The following is an 18,331-nucleotide window of genomic DNA, read 5'->3' on the forward strand; positions in this document are numbered from 1 at the left end:
CCCACGTGGATACCTGGGAACAGACCCTGGGGGCGGGACCGCTGCTCGGCATCGCTGCCGCCGGTATCGCCCTGATCCTCCTGCTCATCATCAAGTTCAAGGTCCATGCCTTCGTCACCCTGGTGGTGGTCTCCGTGCTCACGGCGATCGTCGCGGGGATCCCCACCGGCGACCTCTATGAGGTGGTGATGGGCGGGTTCCGCAGCACCCTCGGGGACGTGGGCATCCTGGTCGGTCTCGGTGCGATGCTCGGCAAGCTCATCGAGCACTCCGGCGGCGCTCGGGTTCTCGCCGATTCGATGATCCGGATCTTCGGGGAACGACGGGCCCCGGTCGCCCTGGGCGCAGCCTCCCTGTTCCTTGGCTTCCCGATGTTCTTCGATGCCGGGCTTGTGGTCATGCTGCCGATCGTGTTCGCCGTTGCAGCGCGGCTGGGCGGACCGATCCTGCTCTATGCGATGCCCACCGCGGTCGCGTTCAGCGTCATGCATGTCTTCGTCCCGCCGCACCCCGGTCCCGTGGCCGCCTCCACCTATTTCGGCACCAACCTCGGTCTGCTGATCCTCGCCGGCATCGTGGTCGCGGTCCCCACCTTCTACGTCACCGGCTACCTGTGGGGGAAGGTGTGCGGCCGCCGCTTCTCCTTCACGGACATTCCCGGGGCCATCTTCTCCACCGAGGATGACGCAGACGTGAAGAATCCGCCGTCGGCGCTCACGGTGATCGCCGTGCTCCTGCTGCCGATGCTGCTGATCTTCCTGAACACCGGCGTGGACTACGCCGCGACGGCAGGGTTCATCACCGGCGAGGAGACCTGGGCGCAGGTCTTCACCTTGCTTGGCAAGTCCGGGATCGCGCTGCTGATCTCGCTGCTGGTCGCCCTGGTGGTGCTGGGCAGTGCCCGCGGAGAATCCGGCAGTGCCCTGGAGAAGCTGGTGGACTCGGCTCTGGGTCCCATCGCGGCGGTCGTGTTCATCACCGGTGCCGGCGGCATGTATGGCGGGGTGCTGCGCTCCTCCGGGATCGGCGATGCCCTCGCCGATGTCATGAACGACTTGGGCATCCCGGTGCTGCTGGCCGTCTACACCGTGGCTGTGGTGCTGCGGGTCGCGCAGGGATCGGCCACCGTGGCCCTGACCACTGCGGCCGGGCTCATGGCCCCGGCGGTGATGGCCGGAGACTTCTCGCAGATGCAGATCGTGGCGATCACGCTGGCCTGTGCGGCCGGTTCGGTGTTCGCCTCGCATGTGAATGATTCGGGGTTCTGGCTCGTCGGCCGTCTGTTCGGCATGGATGTGGCCACGACGCTGCGCACCTGGACCGTGCAGCAGACCCTGCAGTCGCTCATGGTGTTCGCCATGGCGGCTCTGATCTTCCTGGTGCTGTGACGACATCCTGCGTGCCGTGACGGTGTTGTGGATGCGGTAGCGACGTCCCTGCAGCTGTGACATCGGGCGATCGCCCGGTGCGCCGGGCCCGCCGCACCCGGCCATGCCCGGTCCCGAGACCTAGACTGCAGTTATGTCCGATCCTGCCCCGGCACCAGCGCCTCTGCCCGAGCGCCACGGCCGCATCTCCACTCTGCCCGATCCGCGTCTTGTCGACTGGGGGCCGCAGCGCCGCGCCCGCATCGTGCAGGTCGCCTTCTGGGGCAACCTGATCAGCCAGATGGGCATCATCCTCACGGGCGGCCTGGTACGCCTGACCGGATCGGGCCTGGGCTGCTCGACGTGGCCGCACTGCGAGCCCGGACAGTTCGTGCCCGAGCTGACTCTCGAGGCGGGGATCCACCCGCTGGTGGAGTACGGCAACCGCTCCCTCACCGGTGTACTGAGCATCTTCGCGGTGCTGCTGCTGGTGGTGGCCTGGCGCTGGCTACGGCACAAGGGCGTCGGCTTCCTGCGGCTGGCGACAGTGCCGCTGATCGGCACGCTCCTGCAGGCGCTCATCGGGATGGTGGTGGTCAAGGCGGACCTGCACCCCGGCGTGGTGAGCCCCCACTTCCTGCTCTCCCCGATCCTCGCCGCCGCCTCCATGGTGCTGGTGGTGCGGCTGTATGACGGCGACGGGGTGCTGCGCCTGGCCGCTCCGCGCCTGGCCCTGCTGCTGTTCGCGCCGCTGGCCGCGATGGGATTCACGGTCCTCGTGCTGGGCACGATCGTGACCGGCACCGGCCCGCATTCGGGCGATGCCGGGGACATCGTGCGCATCACGGTCAATCCGGTGCTGATCTCCCGCCTGCACGCCGTGGCGGTGTGGATCTTCTGCGGCCTGCTGGTGGCGCTCATGGTGGTGCTGCATCGCGCAGGCGTGCGGAAGGAGGCCCGCGCGGCCGCCTGGCTGCTGCTGGGGGTCACCGTGGCCCAGGGCATCGTCGGCTACATCCAGTACTTCACCGGCCTGCCCGAGCTGGTGGTGTTCCTCCACCTGGTGGGCGCAGCGATGTTCGCCGCGGCCATCGCCCTGGTGGGCGCCCGACTGGTGACCTGGCAGGCCCCTGAGGAGGGACCGGCCACCGACATCGCCACCGGTGAGCAGCTCGATGCCGCGGATACGGCAGGTGCACGATGATCCTCGGCCGCCGACGCCGCCAACAGACCGCCGAACTGCCCACCCTCGAGCAGGCCCGCCCCGCCGGGGAGTTCGTCGCCGAAGTCCTCAGCCATCTGCGCAACGTCGTCGAGGTGGGCTGGAATCTCTTGGACATCGATGCGGAAGCGCACCGCCTGATCCGCGAGCGAGGAGCCACCAGCTGCTACCTCGACTATGCGCCCGCCTTCGGCTCCGGCCCCTTCGGGCACGTCATCTGCACCTCCCTGAACGACGGTGTGCTGCACGGCCGCCCTCACGATCGGGTGCTGGCCGACGGAGACCTGCTCTCCCTGGACTTCGCGGTGCAGGTTGAGGGCTGGGTCGCGGATTCCTGCCTCACGATCCCGGTGGGCACGCCGCGGGAGGAGGACCTGCAGCTGATCCGCGACACCGAGCAGGTGATGTGGGCGGGCATCGACCAGGTGCGCTCCGGCGCGACCGTCGGCGATATCGGCCATGCCGTGATGACCGCGGCGCATGAGCTCGGCTACACGATCAACGAGCGCTTCGGCGGGCACGGCGTGGGCCGCACCATGCACGAGGCGCCATTCGTGCCCAACCATGGCACGCCGGGCGCTGGGGCCGAGCTCGTGGCCGGGCAGCTGATCACCGTCGAACCGTTCCTCGTACCGACCACGAATGAGCTCATGATCGATGAGCGCGACGGGTGGACACAGCTGAGCGCCGACGGATCCCGTGGCGCTCACGCCGAGCACACGCTCCAGGTCACCGACGGCGCGCCGGTCATCCTTACCGCCCGCGCCGACGACCCCGCCCCGCGCAGCTCGCTCGGCTGAGCACTCCCGGGCTCGGGCACCGCTGTCTGCGGGCGCCGCTCAGCTGTCGGTCCAGCGGAACCAGCGCATCACCGCGAGGCTGCCGCCGAGCGCCCACGCGGCCAGCACCAGCACCGCCCCGAGGCGCCACGGCGCCCCGGCGAGCGCTGCGCGCAGCAGATCCCCGAGCGCCCCGGAGGGCAGCAGATCCACGAGTCCGCCCAGCAGGGGCGGCAGGCTCGCCGAGGGGATCGCCACCCCGCCCACGGCCACCAGCAGCACGAACACGAGATTCGCCACCGCCAGCACCGCCTCGGTGCGCAGCAGCCCCGCGACCAGCAGACCCAGCGCCCCAAAGGCGATGGTGCCGAGCGCCCAGATCGGGAGCACCGCGGCGATCTGCCACAGCTGGGGACGCCACCCGAGCGCGAGAGCGAGCCCGCCGAGCACGACGAACTGGATCAGCTGCACGAGAGCGGTGGCGAGGATCTTCCCGGCGAGATACCCGTCGCGGCCCAGGGGAGTGGTGGCCACCCAGCGCAGCACCCCGTTGCGGCGGTCGAATCCGGTCTGGATCGCCTGGGAGGTGAAGGACGTGGACATCAGCGCCGTGGCGAAGGTCGCTGCGAGCGCGGTGTTGATCGTCTCGGCGCCCTCGAGGCGGCCCACCGGCAGCAGCCGCAGCGCGATGAGCACCATGGCGGGGGCGGCGATCGCGACCATGAGCTGCTCGCCGTTGGTCAGCAGAATCCGGGCTTCGAGCGCTGCATGGGAGAGGATGCGGCGTCCGCGCGGAGCGGGGGCCGGACGCGCGGTGCGGCCCGGGATGCTCGTGGGGGTGCTGCTCATCGGGTCTCCTCCGTCCTCGCTGCGCCACCGGGCGCCGCCGGGTCCCCGCTGTCGGGCCCGCTGCCGGTTCCGGTGGCGGTACCGGTCTCGGCGTCGGCGTCGGCCATGAGGTCCAGCAGGACCGATTCCAGCTCAGCGGACCCCGAGCCCACGACATCCAGCTGAGCACCGTGCGCCTGCGCGGTGCGGCGCAGATCCGCGGTGAGCGCAGCGACCGCCTCGGGTGCCACGCCGTCGGCGCGATAGCGCACCGCGAGAGAGCCGCTCTGCGCCGCATGCGCATCGACGACCTCCTGCACGGTGCCGGAGGCGATCGCCCGCCCCCCGGCGATCACGCAGACCGCATCGGCAAGACCCACCACATCGTCCATGAGGTGCGTGGTGAGCACGACGGCGGTGCCGGTGCGGGCGAGCGCCCGGACGAGGTCGCGGACCTTTGCCCGGATGGCGGGATCCATCCCGGCAGTGGGCTCATCGAGGAACAGCAGCTCGGGACGGCCGATGATGGCCAGCGCCAGCGCCAGACGCTGCCGCTGCCCGCCGGAGAGGCGCCGCACGATCGTGCCGGAGAACTCATCGATCCCCAAGTGCTCGGAGACCTCCGCAACATTCAGAGGGTTCTGGTAGAGGCTCGCGCCGTAGCGCAGCAGACGCCCCGCGGTGGAACCGGAAGCGAGCCCGCCGTCCTGGATCATGACGCCCACGCGGGCGCGATGCTCGGCGCTGGCGCGGTGCGGATCGGCACCTAGCGCGCGGATGGTTCCGGCGTCGGGGCGCAGCAGCCCGGTGGCGCAGGAGACCAGTGTGGTCTTCCCAGCGCCGTTGGGGCCCAGCAGGGCGGTGACCTCGCCGCGGCGGGCCACGAGGTCCAGGCCGTCCAGGGCGCGCACGGGCCCGTAGGCCAGGTGCAGGCCCTCAGCGATCAGAGCGGGGGAGGAGTGTTCGGTCATGGCCGCTCCATCGTAGGCGGGCACGGCCAGGATCCCGCTCTGTGCCCGTCGCGCGGCGCGAGGCACACGCCGGGCAGGCCACCACGGGGGGCCAAGCGCGGTCAGCGGCCCGTCACGTGCAGCGGGGTATGCGCGGGATCGACGACCTCTGCGGTCAGCGGCGGCTCAGGGGCACTGCCACCCGGCCCCCAGGTGTCGGTCTCGAAACGGTTCCGGTCATGGGGCGTAAGCAGCGGCTCGAGGTCGGGGCCCGTCGGCACGATGCGCGTGGGATTGATGTCCTCGTGCACGTAGTAGTAGTGCCGCTTGATCTGCGCGAAGTCCACGGTGTCGCCGAAGCCGGGGGTCTGGAACAGATCCTTGGTGTAGTTCCACAGATTCGGCATCGAGGCGAGGGTCTGGCGGTTGGCCTTGAAGTGGCCGTGGTAGACGGGATCGAAGCGGATCAGGGTGGGGAACAGCCGCACATCGGCCTCGGTGATCATCGGCCCCATGAGGTAGCGGCGGTCCGCCAGGCGCTCCTCAAGCTCATCGAGGGCCTCCCACAGCAGGTGGTACTCCTTTTCGTAGGCGTCCTGGGAGCCGGCGAACCCCACCTTGTACACCCCGTTGTTCACGCGGTGCAGCATCCAGTCATTCAGCTCGTCGATCTGTTCGCGCAGCGCCGCGGGGTATAGATCCGGTGCGCCCTCACGGTGGAAGGCGGTCCACTGGGTCGCGAAATCCAGGGTGATCTGCTGGAAGTCGTTGGTCACCACGGCCTTGGTGGGGACATCCACGATCGCCGGCACGGTGATGCCGCGCGGGTAGTCCGCGAAGCGTGCGAAATACGCCTCCTGCAGACGCTCGTAGCCGAGCACCGGGTCCTTGCCGCCCGGGTCGAGGTCGAAGGTCCAGGACCGGGCGTCATGCGTGGGGCCGGGCATGCCCACGCTGATGGCCTCTTCGAGTCCCAGCAGCCGACGGGAGATCAGGGTGCGGTTCGCCCACGGGCAAGCGCGGGCGGCGATCAGCCGGTAGCGCCCGGCCTCGACCGGCCAGCCGTCACGGCCGTCGACGGTGATGCGGTCGGCGATGTAGTTCATGTCGCGGTCGAAGGCCTTGCCGGGCTGGACGTAGGCGCCCCTGGTCGGGTGCTCCAGGGCGGGGGATGAGTCGTGCTCGGTCATGGTTCTCCTTCGGTGTGCGGAGCACCGAGGATAGTTGAATGTGGCACAATGTGCGAGATGTGATCCACTTGTGGTGACGTGGAGGACGCGGGGTGCGGGACTGCTCGGATCCGGCGCCGCCCGGGTGCCCCGTGGCACATCTCTCGTCGGCCTTTTAGAAACCTGAGTGTTGTAAAATCGATCGGGCCGACGACGGGAGGGATGCACGTGACGGAACCGGAGAACGAGCACGGCGCGACCCCGACGACGCGCGAGAGGCTCGTCGAGGCGATCTCCGCCCACGGTCCGATCACCGCTCGCGCGCTCGCCGAGCGCTTCGGACTGACCTCCGCTGCGGTGCGACGCCACCTCACGGTCCTCGAGGCCGAAGGGGTCATCGCCGAGCACGTCGTGCCCGTGGCCCAGCGCGGCCGCGGTCGACCCAGCAAATCCTTCGTCCTCTCCGCCTCCGCCCACGAGCACCTGCCCGGCGGGTACGACGAGATCGCCATCCTGGCGATGCAGGAGCTCGCCCGGGTGGGCGGCGAGGAGGCCGTCGAGCGCCTGGCCGCCGAACGGGTCGCCGACTGGGAGGACGAGCTGGATGCGCGCGTGACCGCGACCGAACAGGCCGCCGGTGACGAGCTCACCCCGTTCGACCGTCTCGAACTGCTCAGCGAGCTGCTGACCGAACGCGGCTACGCGACGACCGTGCGCCCACTCAGCGTCCCGCTGCCCGCCCCGGCTCGGCAGGAGGGCAGCGCAGCGCGTACCCTCGTCACGGCGCAGCTCTGCCACGGCCACTGCCCGGTTCTCGACATCGCCGCGGAGCATCCGCAGCTGTGCGAGGCCGAGACCCGGGTCATCTCCCGCATCATCGGCGCCCCCGTGCAGCGCCTGGCCACTCTGGCCCAGGGAGCCCATGCCTGCACGACTCACATTCCGCTCACCGAGGGAAGGACACCATGACGAGCGCACCAGAGAAGCTCACACAGGACGAGATCATCGAGTCCGTGGGCCAGTACGCCTACGGCTGGCACGATTCCGACGACGCCGGCGCCTCCGCCCGCCGTGGGCTCAGCGAGGAGGTCGTGCGCGACATCTCGGCCCGCAAGGGTGAGCCCGAATGGATGCTCGAGCGGCGCCTGAAGGCCCTCAAGCTGTTCGAGAAGAAGCCGCTGCCCACCTGGGGCCCGGACCTGTCCGGCATCGCCTTCGAGGACATCAAGTACTTCGTCCGCTCGACTGAGAAGCAGGCCACCTCCTGGGAGGACCTGCCCGAGGACATCAAGGAGACCTACGACCGCCTGGGCATCCCCGAGGCGGAGAAGCAGCGTCTGGTGGCCGGTGTGGCCGCGCAGTACGAGTCCGAGGTCGTCTACCACCAGATCCGCGAGGACCTGGAGGAGCAGGGCGTGATCTTCCTGGACACGGACACCGCCCTCAAGGAGCACCCGGAGATCTTCGAGGAGTACTTCGGCACCGTCATCCCCTCCGGTGACAACAAGTTCTCCGCCCTGAACACCGCGGTGTGGTCCGGCGGCTCCTTCGTCTACGTCCCCAAGGGCGTGCACGTGGAGATCCCGCTGCAGGCCTACTTCCGCATCAACACCGAGAACATGGGCCAGTTCGAGCGGACGCTGATCATCGCCGACGAGGGCTCCTACGTGCACTACGTCGAGGGCTGCACCGCCCCGATCTACAAGTCCGATTCGCTGCACTCCGCCGTGGTGGAGATCATCGTGAAGAAGGACGCCCGGGTGCGGTACACGACCATCCAGAACTGGTCGAACAACGTGTACAACCTGGTCACCAAGCGCACCACCGTCGAAGAGGGCGGGACCATGGAGTGGGTCGATGGCAACATCGGCTCCAAGGTCACTATGAAGTACCCGGCGGTGTGGCTGATGGGCGAGCACGCCCGCGGCGAGACGCTGTCCATCGCCTTCGCCGGCGAGGGCCAGCAGCAGGACACCGGCTCCAAGATGGTCCACATGGCCCCGCACACCTCCAGCTCGATCGTCTCCAAGTCGGTCTCGCGCGGTGGCGGCCGGACCTCGTACCGCGGCCTGGTGCAGGTGATGCCCGGCGCCGAGCACTCCGCCTCTACGGTGCTGTGCGATGCGCTGCTGGTGGACCAGATCTCCCGCACCGACACCTACCCCTATGTCGACGTGCGCGTCGACGATGTCCAGATGGGCCACGAGGCCACCGTCTCCAAGGTCTCCGAGGAGCAGCTCTTCTACCTGATGAGCCGCGGCATGGAGGAGCCCGAGGCGATGGCGATGATCGTGCGCGGGTTCATCGAACCCATCGCACGCGAGCTCCCGATGGAGTACGCCCTTGAGCTGAACCGCCTGATCGAGCTGCAGATGGAAGGAGCAGTCGGTTGATGACCACCGCAGATGTGACCGGTGCCGAGAGCACGGGGGATCCCGCGGCCAACGAGAACGTGGCGCATGCCGCGGGCGCCGCGCCCGTGGCCGCGCAGGACGCCCTGCAGGGGGTCGAGACCGAATCCGAGGTGACGCTGGAGGACGAGGGCCTGGAGGTGGGCGCGCACCACGCCGCCGACAACCGTGGCTCACGCCTGCGCTCCTTCGAGATCGCCGACCATGAGACGCCGCGCAGCAACATCGAGGAGTGGCGCTTCACCCCGCTGCGCCGTTTCGCCGCCCTGTTCGAGGACGCGCCGACGGATGACCGCGAGGGCGATCCCGCGCTCGACTACGACGTGCAGGCCCCCGCCGGGGCCGCGGAGATCACTGCCCTGGCCCCCGGCGCCGCACCGCGCGGCACCGTGCTGGTGCCCGAGGACCTGCCGGCGGCCATCGCCTCCGCCCGGTCCGAGGAGGCGCTGCACCTGGTGGCACCCAAGAACGCGGCCCTGGATGACCCGTTCCGCGTGAATATCACCGGCAGCGGCGTCGACCGTCGCGCCAATGGGCACATCGTGCTGGAGACCGCGGAGTCCGCGAGCGCAACCTTCGTGCTACGCCACACCGGCTCGGCGCAGTACGCCCAGAACGTCGAGATGGTGGTCGGGGACAACTCCCAGATGACCGTCATCACCCTGCAGGACTGGGACGATGACGCCATCCACATCTCCACCCATCACGCCAAGCTGGGACGCGATGCGAAGCTCAAGCACATCGTCGTCTCCCTGGGCGGCTCCGCGGTGCGCGTGAGCGTCACCGGTGAGCTCGCCGCCCCGGGCGCCGAGGTGGAGAACCTGGGCCTCTACTTCTCCGACGAGGACCAGTTCCTCGAGCATCGCCTGTTCGTGGACCACGCCGCCCCCAACTGCACCTCCGACGTGGCCTACAAGGGCGCGCTGCAGGGCAAGAAGGCACGCAGCGTGTGGGTCGGCGATGTCCTTATCCGCAAGGAGGCCGAGGGCACCAACACCTACGAGCTCAACCGCAACCTCGTCCTCACCGAGGGCGCGCGGGCGGACTCCGTGCCCAACCTCGAGATCGAGACCGGGGAGATCGGGGGCGCCGGCCACGCCGCCGCCACCGGTCGCTTCGACGACGAGCAGCTGTTCTACCTGCGCGCTCGCGGCATCCCCGAGCTCGAGGCGCGACGCCTGGTGGTGCGCGGCTTCTTTGCCGAGCTGATCCAGAAGATCGACGTCCCCGAGATCCGCGAGCACCTGTTCGAGTCCATCGAGGCTGAGCTGGCCCGGAGCATGAACTGATGCCGGACGCCTACGTTCCCGTCGCGCGCCTGAGCGACCTCGCCCCCGGTGAGGCGATCGACGTCACCCTCGGTGACCTCGAGCTCGCCGTGGTGCGCGACGCGGACGGCGGCGTCCACGCCCTCGAGGACCGCTGCTCGCACGACGAGATCGCGCTGAGCGACGGCGACGTCGAGGGCTGCACCATCGAATGCTGGAAGCACGGCAGCCAGTTCGACCTGCGGACCGGTCGACCCCTGCAGCTGCCGGCGGTCCTGCCCGTACGGGTGTTCCCCGTGCGGGTGGACGAGGGGCGCGACGAGATCCTCGTGGATCCCACCGCGCCCCCCACCCCCTGACTCCGGGCCCCTCGGCCCTTCACCCACCACAGACACACCAGAGCACCTGGTCAAGGAGAACCGCACATGTCCATCCTGGAGATCAAGAACCTCCACGCCACCGTCGAGACCCCCGAGGGCACCAAGCAGATCCTCAAGGGCGTGGACCTCACCATCAAGGGTGGGGAGACCCACGCGATCATGGGCCCCAACGGCTCGGGCAAGTCCACCCTCGCCTACGCCATCGCCGGCCACCCCAAGTACGAGATCACCGAGGGTGAGGTGCTGCTGGACGGCGAGGACGTGCTGGAGATGGAGGTCGACGAGCGCGCCCGCGCCGGCCTATTCCTCGCTATGCAGTACCCCGTCGAGGTCCCCGGCGTGACCGTCTCGAACTTCCTGCGCACCGCCAAGACCGCGATCGACGGCCAGGCCCCGTCCCTGCGCCACTGGGTCAAGGACGTCAAGAACGCCATGGATGACCTGCGCATGGACCCCGCCTTCGCCGAGCGCAACGTCAACGAGGGCTTCTCCGGCGGCGAGAAGAAGCGCCACGAGATCCTGCAGATGCAGCTGCTGAAGCCCGCCATCGCGGTCCTCGACGAGACGGACTCCGGTCTGGACGTGGATGCGCTGCGCATCGTCTCCGAGGGCGTGAACCGCGCCAAGGAGAACACCGACGTGGGCATCATGCTCATCACCCACTACACCCGCATCCTGCAGTACGTGAAGCCGGACTTCGTGCACGTGTTCGTGGACGGCAAGATCGCCGAGCAGGGTGGCCCCGAGCTCGCCGAGCGTCTGGAGGCCGAGGGCTACGACCGCTACCTCACCGGCGCGGGCGCCTGAGCCTGCCGCTGGGGATCAGGAGGATCCCATGACCGATCAGCAGACCCCGGCCTCGTCCGTCACCAAGGAGGACGTGATCGAGGCGATGAAGGATGTCATCGACCCCGAGCTCGGGATCAACGTGGTGGATCTGGGTCTCGTCTACGGTGCGACCGTCGAAGACGGTCACGCGGTGGTGGACATGACGCTGACCTCCGCCGCGTGCCCGCTGACGGACCTGCTCGAGGAGCAGACCTTCGCGGTGCTCGACCCGATCACCGAGTCCCACCGCATCAACTGGGTGTGGATGCCGCCGTGGGGCATGGAGAAGATCACGGAGGACGGTCGCGAACAGCTGCGCGCGATCGGCTTCAACCTCTGACCCGCTGACCCCCACCTCGCATCGCGAGCGCCCCCGGCCCGACAAGGCCCCGGGGGCGCTCGCATAAGGTCGGTGAGCGTCAGCTTCACCGCGGGAGGTCAGGCCCCGCGTCCGCTCACGTGGTCCGCCACGAACCTGGGCCGTGGCGGCAGCCTCTCACCCATCGACACCTGATGCCGGTGGGCGCGCCCGACGCCGGGCGCACCCACCCGCACGATCAGCCGAGGACCTCCTGGCGGTCCGTCAGCTCGAGGCCATGGGCTTCCGCCGTCCCGTCATGCACCAGCTTGCCAGCGTGGATGTGCAGCCCCTTGGCGAGCGCCTCATCGGCGCGCAGCGCATCCTGCCAGCCGCGATCGGCGAGCTTCAGCACGTAGGGGATCGTCGCATTGTTCAGTGCGCGCGTGGCCGTCACGGGCACCGACCCCGGCATGTTCGCCACGCAGTAGTAGACGGTGTCGTGCACGGCGAAGGTCGGGTCGTCATGGGTGGTCGGACGCGAGTGCTCGAAGCATCCGCCCTGATCGATCGCCACATCGACGAGCACCGAGCCGGGCTTCATCGACCGCACCATCTCATCGGTCACGAGCTTGGGGGCGCGCTTGCCGGGGATCAGCACCGAGCCGATCACCACGTCGGCCGTGGCGATCTCATCCGCCAGATCCAGCGCCGTGGAGTACCGGGTGCGGAAGTGTCCGTGGTGCGTGATGGCGAGCTGGTTCAGACGCGGCACGTTCAGGTCGATCACCGTCACCTCGGCCTGCAGCCCGTAGGCCATGATCGCCGCCTGCTCCCCGACGATGCCGCCGCCGACCACCAGCAGCTTCGCCGCGGGCGTGCCGGGGACGCCGCCCATCAGCATTCCGGAGCCGTCCAGCGGGGCCATGAGATGGTACGCGGCCACCTGCGTGGCCAGACGCCCCGCGATCATGCTCATCGGCGTCAGCAGCGGCAGGGAACGATCGGGAAGCTGCACGGTCTCGTAGGCGATCGCGGTGGTGCCCGCCTCCAGCAGCGCATCGGTCAGCGCCTTGTCGGCCGCAAGGTGCAGATATGTGAACAGCACCTGGTCCTTGCGCAGGAACTTGTGCTCCTCGGGCAGAGGCTCCTTCACCTTCACGATCATGTCCGCGCGCTGCCAGACCTCGTCGGCTCCATCGACGATCTCCGCGCCGGCCGCACGGTAGGCCTCATCCGTGATCCCGGATCCGATGCCCGCCCCGGACTGGACGATGACCTCGTGTCCGTGGCGCTCCAGCTCATGGACGGCCGGAGCGTTGAGCCCCACCCGATCCTCGTTGTTCTTGACCTCCCGGGGAACCCCGATCAGCATCGCGTGGCCTCCTTGCAACGTGCCTGCTCCGTCAGCTGCGGACCGCCGATGCGGCCGCCGCTGCCACTATTGCACCTTCCGCCTGCCCGTGCCGGCCATCTGCGCAGGGCACGTCCGGCAGAACGGACGATGTGGGACACGGCACCGTGGCCCCGTCGACCGCGGCACGGCCCGCTGGCCACCCCTAGACTCGATCCGGTCCGCAGCGCCTGCCGCGCGCCACAGAAAACGCCCGCTGCGTGCCACAGAAGGAGCCGCCCGTGATCACCGTGCACGACCTCGCCATCCGCGTCGGCGCACGCCTGCTCATGAGCAACGTCTCCTTCCAGGTCACCGCCGGAGACCGGGTGGGGCTCGTGGGCCGCAACGGCGCCGGGAAGACCACCCTGACCCGCGTGCTCTCGGGCACCCTGGATGCCACCGAAGGCAGCGTCGAGATCAGCGGGGAGCTGGGCTACCTCCCGCAGGACACCCACAGCGGCGAAGACACCGAGACGGTGCTGGCCCGCATCCTCTCCGCCCGCGGGCTCGACGGGATCCTGCGCCGCCTGCGCCGCGCCGAGCAGGAGATGGGGGATATGTCCCTCAGCGAGACCAAGCGCATCAAGGCCATGGAGCGCTACCCGCGTCTGGAGGCAGAGCTCGACGCCGTCGGCGGCTATGCGGCGGAAGCCGAGGCCAAGCGCATGGCCGCGAACCTGGGGCTGCCCAATCGGCTGCTCGAGCAGCAGCTCGGCACCCTCTCCGGCGGACAGCGGCGCCGCGTGGAGCTCGCCCGCATCCTGTTCTCCCAGGCCGAGACGATGATTCTGGATGAGCCCACCAACCACCTCGACCACGACTCGATCGTGTGGCTACGCGAATACCTCATGAGCTTCCGCGGTGGCCTGATCGTCATCAGTCACGACGTCGAGCTCGTGGAGCAGGTCGTCAACAAGGTCTTCTACCTCGACGCCAACCGCGCCGTGATCGACATCTACAACATGGGCTGGAAGCAGTACCTGCGCCAGCGCGAGGACGACGAGAAGCGCCGCAAGCGCGAACGTGCCAACGCGGAGAAAAAGGCCTCGGCGCTCACCGCCCAGGCGGAGAAGATGCGCGCCAAGGCCACCAAAGCCGTGGCCGCCCAGAACATGCTGCGCCGGGCCGAGAAGATGCTCGACGGCGTCGAGGAGGAGCGCCGGGCCGACAAGGTCGCCTCCCTGCGTTTCCCGCGGCCCGCCCCCTGCGGGAAGACGCCGCTCATGGCGCAGGGCCTCTCCAAGTCCTACGGGAGCCTGGAGATTTTCACCGATGTGGACCTCGCGATCGACCGCGGCTCCCGCGTGGTGGTGATCGGCCTGAACGGCGCGGGCAAGACCACCCTGCTGCGGATCCTCGCCGGAGTGGATCCGGCGGACACCGGCGAGATCATCCCCGGGCACGGGCTGCGGATCGGCTACTACGCCCAGGAGCACGAAACCCTCGATCTTGAGCGCACGGTGCTGGAGAACATGATGACCGCTGCCTACGAGCTGCCGGAGGTGGAGGCCCGCAAGATCCTCGGCTCATTCCTGTTCACCGGCGAGGACGTGCACAAGCCCGCCCGGGTGCTCTCCGGCGGGGAGAAGACCCGCCTGGCGCTCGCGACCCTGGTGGTCTCCAGCGCGAACGTGCTGCTGCTGGATGAGCCGACGAACAACCTCGACCCGGCGAGCCGTCAGGAGATCCTCGGGGCGCTCTCCGCTTTCGAGGGCGCGGTCGTGCTGGTCTCGCACGACCCGGGCGCCGTCGTGGCGCTGAACCCCGAGCGGGTGCTCATGATGCCCGACGCCGTCGAGGACCTGTGGAACGACGAATACCAGGAGCTCATCGAGCTCGCCTGAGGGCGGGGGAGCGGTGCCGCACCGCCGACAGGCATTCATCCGGCCCGGTCGCGGGGTCGCGGCAGCCTGCCGCGACCGCATCCCCCCCGTTACCTTGTGAGCACCCCTGATGGTCGGGGGTCTGGTCGCTCGGCCGGGTATGGCTTTGTTGCCCTGCCATCAATGGTCCGGGGGGTGTTGCCGCCCGGTCGAGAGACACGCGTTGACCGCTGATAGGGACACGGCCCAGCTCGTCTGAGGTCTCTTCGTAACGTGGGTGCCGGCATCGGGTGTCGAGACTGCGACCAGCGATGATGCTCCAGGGAAGGACAGCATCATGAACACACGATTCGCGGTCGTCATCGGCCTGGACGTCGGAAAGACCGCCCATCACGCCTGCGCACTGGACCCGGAGGGGAACAAGCTCTTCGACAAGCCCCTGCCGCAGGACGAGGCCCAGCTTCGGGAGCTCTTCACCGGACTAAACGTCCACGGCAAGGCGCTCATGGTCGTCGACCAGCCCAACACCATCGGAGCGCTCCCCATCGCTGTGGCCCGCGACGTGGGCTGCACCGTCGCCTACCTCCCCGGGCTCGCGATGCGGAAGGCTGCAGATCTCTATCCCGGCAGGTCAAAGACCGATGCGCGGGATGCGTTCATCATCGCCGACACCGCTCGCACCATGCCTCACACGTTGCGGCAAGTCGACCGCGACAATGAGGTCCTCTCCGCACTGAAGGTCCTCGCCGGCTTCGATGAGGACCTCGCCCACGAGACGACCAGAGCGCTGAACCGGATCCGCTCCCTGCTGACCCAGATTCATCCCGCGCTCGAGCGGGTGTTCGCCGGCGGCAGCCTTTCCACGGCGCTGGTACTGGACCTGCTGGAGAAGTTCGCAGGCCCCACCGGGCTCAAAACCGCTGGTCGGGCACGGGTGCTGCGCTTCGCTCGCTCGCACTCTCGCCGCGATCCCGAAGCACTGGTGGACCAGATCTTCGCGGCGCTCGGTGAACAGACCGTGGTCGTTCCTGCGACCGCGGCCGTGGAGTTGGTGATCCCGAGAGTTGCTGGCCAGGTCAAAGAGCTGAAGGAACAGCGAGCGACGGTGGCTAAGGAGGTGGAGGCCATGCTGGAGGATTTCCCTCTCGCCTCGGTCTTGATGAGCATGCCGGGGATCGGCATCAAGACCGCCGCCCAGATCCTCATGGCCGTGGGCGATGGCACGGGATTCGAGACCCCGGGCCATCTCGCGGCCTACGCCGGGATCGCGCCGGTCACGCGAAGATCCGGCACCTCGATCCGCGGCGAGTTCCCCGCCCGCTCAGGCAACAAACGGCTGAAGAACGCACTGTTCTACTCGGCCTGGGTCGCCTCGAACCACGACCCCATCTCCAAGGCCTACTACGATCGAAAACGCGCAGAGGGCAAGCGCCACAACGCCGCCGTGATCTGCCTGGCCCGCCGCCGCTGCAACGTCATCTTCGCGATGCTCCGCGACGGCACCTACTACCAGCCCCCGACCACCGCCCCTACTCCCGAGCCGACCGCCCTCGCGGCTTGACTCAGAACATAGGGACACCCCCCCACAGAACCGCCCCACTGAGTCGTCCGCAGATCCGTCTCGCAGAAAGCCGTATGACGCTGTATCCGAGTGGACAGTCCATTACAGCTGTGTCATGCTGCGGGCATGTTTGTCCTCTCCCTGTCCGGCGCCCGCGGCCATGGCCGTGCCGCGGCCGACCCGATCCCGCAGCTGCTCGAGGCCCTCGCCCCGCTGGATCTGACCCTGCCCGCCGAGCGCACCGCCGGGCCCGAGGCCCTCGCCGCGACCACGCGCGCCGAGGACGCCCTCGAAGTGATCCTGCGTAGCCTCGAGACGGGCTCCCTCGCGATCGGCCTCGGCGTCGGCCCGGTGGACGCCCCACTGCCGGACAGCGTGCGAATCCTCGCCGGGGGAGCGGTCGCCGCCGCCGCGGATGCCGCCCGCGCCGCCCGCACCACCAGCCAGGTGCCACTCGCCGTGCACGCCGCCGATGAGCGCCAGGCCACCACCGCCGCTGAGGTGCAGGCGGTGCTGCGCCTGATCGGTTGGATGATCCGCACCCGCAACCGCGGCCAGTGGCAGGCCGTCCGCGCCCTGCGCGAGACCCCCGAGGCGACACAGAGCCAGCTCGCCGAGCGTCTCGGCGTCACGCAGCAGACCATCTCCCGGGCCGTGAAGACCAGCGGCTGGCGAGAGGAGAGCGCCGCCCATCCGCTGGCCGTGCACCTGCTGAGCATGATCGACCTCACCTCCGCGCGCTGAGAGGCAGCCCAGCACCCAGCTTGCCCTGCTGCGAGCGCTATCCTTGCCCCGCCCCCGCACGACATACCGAGGAGACCCATGGCCACGACGAATGATCTGAAGAACGGGATGGTCCTGGTGCTGGACCAGCAGCTGTGGAGCGTGGTGGAGTTCCAGCACGTCAAGCCCGGCAAGGGCCCCGCCTTCGTGCGTACCAAGCTGAAGAACGTCATGTCCGGAAAGGGCGTGGACAAGACCTTCAACGCCGGCGTCAAGGTGGAGACCGCCACCGTCGACCGCCGCGACATGCAGTACTCCTACCTCGACGGCGACATGTTCGTCTTCATGGACACCACCACCTGGGAGCAGGTCAGCCTCACCCCCGAGATCGTCGGCGCGGCCAAGGACTTCATGCTCGAGGGCCAGGACGTCGTCGTCGCCTTCCACGAGGGCACCCCGCTGTTCATCGAGCTGCCCGCCTCTGTGGTGCTGGAGATCACCTTCACCGAGCCCGGCCTGCAGGGCGACCGCTCCACCGGCGGCTCCAAGCCCGCCACCCTCGAGACCGGCCGCGAGATCCAGGTGCCGCTGTTCATCGAGCAGGGCGAGAAGGTCAAGGTCGACACCCGCTCCGGCGAGTACATCGAGCGCGTGAAGTGACCGACCCCTCCACCTCGGGCTCCGCGGCGCGCGCCGACAAGGGCCCCGGCCTCCCCCTTCCCGCTCGGGAGGGGGAGGAAGTCGCCTTCGAGCGCACCATTCCCGCGCAGGCCCAGAAGCTCCACAGCCGCACCCGTGCCCGCATCCGAGCCGTGGACGTCCTGTTCGAAGCCGACGCCAAGGACCAGGACGTGCTCGAGGTGCTGCAGGCCCGGCGCGAACGCACCGCCGCTCAGACCCCACTGCCCTCGAGGGCGCAGGAGCTCGTGGAGCTGTACGCCCCGCATGCACAGGACATCGACGAGGACCTCGCCACCCACGCCCGCGACTGGCCGCTGCACCGCATGCCCGCCGTGGACCGTGCGATCCTGCGCCTGGGCGCCGCGGAAGCCCTGCACGCCACCGCCGATGCCAGTGAGCGCGGCGTGATCATCGGTGAATACACGAAGATCGCCGAGGTGCTCTCCACCGACGACTCCCCTCGCTTCGTCAACGGTCTGCTGCAGCGCCTTGCGGACCTGCACGGCCTGCTCGGCTGAGCCCCCGCTCGGGCGCTCACGCGGCGCATCTCACGCGGTCCGCCCTGCGGCCGCCAGCGCGGCCGCATGCGGCGCGCACTAGACTTCGAGCGGTGCGCCGGAGGCTCCCGGCGCGCATCCGAGCCCTTT

General features: G+C 69.1%; 18 protein-coding genes. 14 read left to right on the forward strand and 4 right to left on the reverse strand.

What is annotated here, in order from left to right:
* Positions 1-5: 5 nt before the first annotated feature.
* The 3 genes from CJ197_RS06245 (at position 6) to map (ending at position 3,389) form a co-directional block, all read left to right on the forward strand.
* A complete protein-coding gene (locus CJ197_RS06245; RefSeq protein ID WP_102235881.1) occupies positions 6-1,388 on the forward strand; it encodes a GntP family permease in 1,383 nt (460 codons plus the stop codon).
* Between the two features lie 133 nt (positions 1,389-1,521).
* Entirely contained in the window at positions 1,522-2,571 is a 1,050-nt protein-coding gene (locus CJ197_RS06250) for a heme A synthase (RefSeq protein WP_158239388.1), read from the forward strand.
* Positions 2,568-3,389, forward strand: a complete 822-nt coding sequence (map, locus tag CJ197_RS06255; RefSeq protein ID WP_102235882.1) for a type I methionyl aminopeptidase — start codon at positions 2,568-2,570, stop codon at positions 3,387-3,389. Before CJ197_RS06250 ends, map begins: the two co-directional genes overlap by 4 nt.
* Before the next feature lie 39 nt (positions 3,390-3,428).
* On the opposite strand, the gene CJ197_RS06260 is transcribed toward map, so the two are convergent.
* The 3 genes from CJ197_RS06260 to CJ197_RS06270 all read right to left on the reverse strand — a co-directional run bounded on the left by CJ197_RS06260 (position 3,429) and on the right by CJ197_RS06270 (position 6,336).
* Complete coding sequence (locus CJ197_RS06260; protein ID WP_102235883.1) at positions 3,429-4,217, reverse strand: ABC transporter permease; 789 nt, start codon at positions 4,215-4,217, stop codon at positions 3,429-3,431.
* On the reverse strand, positions 4,214-5,167 hold the full coding sequence (locus CJ197_RS06265) for an ABC transporter ATP-binding protein (RefSeq protein WP_102235884.1): 954 nt from the start codon (positions 5,165-5,167) through the stop codon (positions 4,214-4,216). Before CJ197_RS06265 ends, CJ197_RS06260 begins: the two co-directional genes overlap by 4 nt.
* A 101-nt stretch (positions 5,168-5,268) precedes the next feature.
* Entirely contained in the window at positions 5,269-6,336 is a 1,068-nt protein-coding gene (locus CJ197_RS06270; RefSeq protein WP_102235885.1) for a glutathione S-transferase family protein, read from the reverse strand.
* A 207-nt stretch (positions 6,337-6,543) separates the two neighbouring features.
* Here CJ197_RS06270 and CJ197_RS06275 point away from each other — a divergent pair, with 207 nt between their 5' ends.
* The 6 genes from CJ197_RS06275 (at position 6,544) to CJ197_RS06300 (ending at position 11,542) form a co-directional block, all read left to right on the forward strand.
* On the forward strand, positions 6,544-7,284 hold the full coding sequence (locus tag CJ197_RS06275) for a metalloregulator ArsR/SmtB family transcription factor (protein ID WP_233190676.1): 741 nt from the start codon (positions 6,544-6,546) through the stop codon (positions 7,282-7,284).
* A complete protein-coding gene (sufB, locus tag CJ197_RS06280) occupies positions 7,281-8,708 on the forward strand; it encodes a Fe-S cluster assembly protein SufB (protein ID WP_102235887.1) in 1,428 nt (475 codons plus the stop codon). Before CJ197_RS06275 ends, sufB begins: the two co-directional genes overlap by 4 nt.
* Entirely contained in the window at positions 8,708-10,015 is a 1,308-nt protein-coding gene (gene sufD, locus CJ197_RS06285) for a Fe-S cluster assembly protein SufD (protein WP_102235888.1), read from the forward strand. Before sufB ends, sufD begins: the two co-directional genes overlap by 1 nt.
* On the forward strand, positions 10,015-10,353 hold the full coding sequence (locus tag CJ197_RS06290; RefSeq protein WP_102235889.1) for a non-heme iron oxygenase ferredoxin subunit: 339 nt from the start codon (positions 10,015-10,017) through the stop codon (positions 10,351-10,353). Before sufD ends, CJ197_RS06290 begins: the two co-directional genes overlap by 1 nt.
* A gap of 66 nt (positions 10,354-10,419) precedes the next feature.
* Positions 10,420-11,181: a Fe-S cluster assembly ATPase SufC gene (sufC, locus tag CJ197_RS06295; protein ID WP_102235890.1), complete on the forward strand. Its 762-nt coding sequence runs from the start codon at positions 10,420-10,422 to the stop codon at positions 11,179-11,181.
* A gap of 28 nt (positions 11,182-11,209) precedes the next feature.
* Positions 11,210-11,542, forward strand: a complete 333-nt coding sequence (locus CJ197_RS06300) for a metal-sulfur cluster assembly factor (protein ID WP_102235891.1) — start codon at positions 11,210-11,212, stop codon at positions 11,540-11,542.
* Between the two features lie 217 nt (positions 11,543-11,759).
* On the opposite strand, the gene ald is transcribed toward CJ197_RS06300, so the two are convergent.
* Positions 11,760-12,875: an alanine dehydrogenase gene (gene ald, locus CJ197_RS06305; protein ID WP_102235892.1), complete on the reverse strand. Its 1,116-nt coding sequence runs from the start codon at positions 12,873-12,875 to the stop codon at positions 11,760-11,762.
* Between the two features lie 260 nt (positions 12,876-13,135).
* Between ald and CJ197_RS06310 the strand changes: the two genes are divergently transcribed.
* The 5 genes from CJ197_RS06310 to nusB all read left to right on the forward strand — a co-directional run bounded on the left by CJ197_RS06310 (position 13,136) and on the right by nusB (position 18,202).
* Positions 13,136-14,740, forward strand: a complete 1,605-nt coding sequence (locus CJ197_RS06310) for an ABC-F family ATP-binding cassette domain-containing protein (protein ID WP_102235893.1) — start codon at positions 13,136-13,138, stop codon at positions 14,738-14,740.
* A gap of 316 nt (positions 14,741-15,056) precedes the next feature.
* Entirely contained in the window at positions 15,057-16,280 is a 1,224-nt protein-coding gene (locus CJ197_RS06315; RefSeq protein ID WP_102235894.1) for an IS110 family transposase, read from the forward strand.
* A 126-nt stretch (positions 16,281-16,406) separates the two neighbouring features.
* Positions 16,407-17,024 carry a helix-turn-helix domain-containing protein gene (locus tag CJ197_RS06320; protein WP_102235895.1) on the forward strand — a complete coding sequence of 206 codons (618 nt, stop codon included), beginning with the start codon at positions 16,407-16,409 and terminating at the stop codon, positions 17,022-17,024.
* A 78-nt stretch (positions 17,025-17,102) separates the two neighbouring features.
* Positions 17,103-17,663: an elongation factor P gene (efp, locus tag CJ197_RS06325; protein WP_102235896.1), complete on the forward strand. Its 561-nt coding sequence runs from the start codon at positions 17,103-17,105 to the stop codon at positions 17,661-17,663.
* The gene (nusB, locus tag CJ197_RS06330) at positions 17,660-18,202 is read left to right on the forward strand and encodes a transcription antitermination factor NusB (RefSeq protein ID WP_102235897.1); all 543 of its coding nucleotides are present in this window, start codon (positions 17,660-17,662) and stop codon (positions 18,200-18,202) included. Before efp ends, nusB begins: the two co-directional genes overlap by 4 nt.
* Positions 18,203-18,331 lie beyond the last annotated feature (129 nt).

The sequence above is a fragment of the Brachybacterium sp. UMB0905 genome (assembly GCF_002871795.1).
In the GTDB taxonomy this organism is placed as follows: domain Bacteria; phylum Actinomycetota; class Actinomycetes; order Actinomycetales; family Dermabacteraceae; genus Brachybacterium.